General features: G+C 71.5%; 2 protein-coding genes and 1 pseudogene. All 3 read left to right on the top strand.

All coding sequences use genetic code 11. From position 1 onward, the window contains the following. A pseudogene (locus BMZ82_RS42500) lies at positions 1–111 on the top strand (RdlA protein); the annotation flags it as partial. 104 nt (positions 112–215) lie between these two features. Further along, a complete protein-coding gene (locus BMZ82_RS39085; RefSeq protein WP_093782120.1) occupies positions 216–1247 on the top strand; it encodes an LCP family protein in 1032 nt (343 codons plus the stop codon). Between the two features lie 127 nt (positions 1248–1374). Beyond that, positions 1375–1760: rodlin (locus BMZ82_RS39080; RefSeq protein WP_093782119.1), on the top strand; the 386-nt coding region annotated here is incomplete at its 3' end.

Raw genomic sequence — 1760 nt, 5'->3', positions numbered from 1 at the left:
CAGAACCAGCAGTGTGTCGAGAACAGCACCCAGGCCAAGGGCGACGAGCCGCTGTCGCACATCCTGGACGACATCTCGGCCCTCTCGGGCAACGGTGCGGCCAACCACTGACCCGACGTGCTGAACGGGTTCTTTTCCTGAGCCCTTGGGTGGTTTCTCCGCCCGGACAGCGGGCCGCCGAATCATCGGCGGCCCGCTGTTCTAGCGTGCGCCGCGTGACGGTGAAGAGAAACCTTTGGCCACGCCGCCTGGCGATTCCCGGAATCGTCCTGGCCGCCACCGGCGCGCTGCTCGGCAGTTCCGCGGCCCCGGGCCGGGAGCACGCTCCGCGCGCGATGAACATCCTGCTGATGGGCACCGACGAACGGGACACCATCACCACCGCCGAGAAGCACGCGTTCCACGCCGGCGGCCAGCCCTGCGGATGCTCGGACGTCCTGATGCTGGTCCATCTCTCGGCCCGCCGGGACCGCGTCAGCGTCATCGGCATGCCCCGCGACTCGGCCGCCGAGATCCCGGCGACCCGCGACGAGGCGAGCGGTGTGGAGAAGCCGCCGCATCCGGCGAAGCTCAACGCCGCCTACCAGGAGGGCGGTCCCGAACTCGCCGTCCGGACCGTGGAGTCGATGACCGGGGTGGGCGTCGACCGGTTCGTCCAGGTGGACTTCCGGCGGTTCATGGACAGCGTGGACGAGGTCGACGGCGTCGAGGTGTGCACTCCGCGGCGGCTCAGGGACTCCGCGACCAAGCTCGACCTCGAGCCCGGCAAACACCGGCTGCGCGGCGGGCCCGCGTTGCAGTACGTCCGCTCACGGCATGTCGACGACAGCGCCGACCTCGGCCGGATCCAGCGTCAGCAGCGGTTCCTCGTGCAGGCGTTGCGCGGGTTGCAGGCGCGCAAGCTGCTCAGCGATCCGGCGCGCACGGCGCATCTGGCGCGCACGCTCCTCGGGTCGGGCCCGCAGGGTTTCACGGTCGCCGAGCTCGCGGAGCTGGCGGTCGCGCTGCACCGGCTGCCGGCTTCGGCGACGGAGTTCACGACCGTGCCGATCGCCGGGTTCACCCCGCCCGGCCTGGGCATCGGCGCGGCGCTCGCCTGGGACCGGGAGCAGGCGGACGCGCTGTTCGCGAAGGTGCGCGAGGACCGGCCGCTGGTCGCGAAGGGCGCGCAGCCCGTGCCGAAGGACCCGCCGGCCGTCCTCGGCGGCACGGCCGCGGTGCGCGGGAGCGCGTACGCGTGCCGGTGAGGGGCGCACGGCCGGCGCGGCCGATGCGCTACGCCGATCGGGGCAAAGGACGCAACCCCCGGCGGGGGCCGGGCGTTGGTGATCACGCAGCTCCTCCCCCGGAGTCCGCCTTTCGAAGGGAACGAACATGAAGAAGCTGTGGGCAACCGCTGCCCTCGCCGCCTCCGTCGCAGGTCTCGCGGCTATGAGCGCCCCGCAGGCCCTGGCCATCGGTGACGACAGCGGCACCACGTCCGCCAGCGGCAACGGCGCCTCGTCGGAGTTCGGCAACTCGGCGACCTTCGGCGACATGAGCCCGCAGCTCTCGCTGGTCCAGGGTTCGCTGAACAAGCCGTGCATCGGCCTGCCGGCCAAGGTCAACGCCCAGTCGATCATCGCGGCCCTCAACATCGGCGTGCAGGACATCCCGATCCTGTCGGCCCCGCAGAACCAGCAGTGTGTCGAGAACAGCACCCAGGCCAAGGGCGACGAGCCGCTGTCGCACATCCTGGACGACATCTCGGCCCTCTCGGG

This window comes from Streptomyces sp. yr375 (assembly GCF_900110755.1).
Taxonomy (GTDB): domain Bacteria; phylum Actinomycetota; class Actinomycetes; order Streptomycetales; family Streptomycetaceae; genus Streptomyces.
Note: the sequence above shows the minus strand (reverse complement) of the source record. Positions and strands in the feature narration are given on the sequence as shown.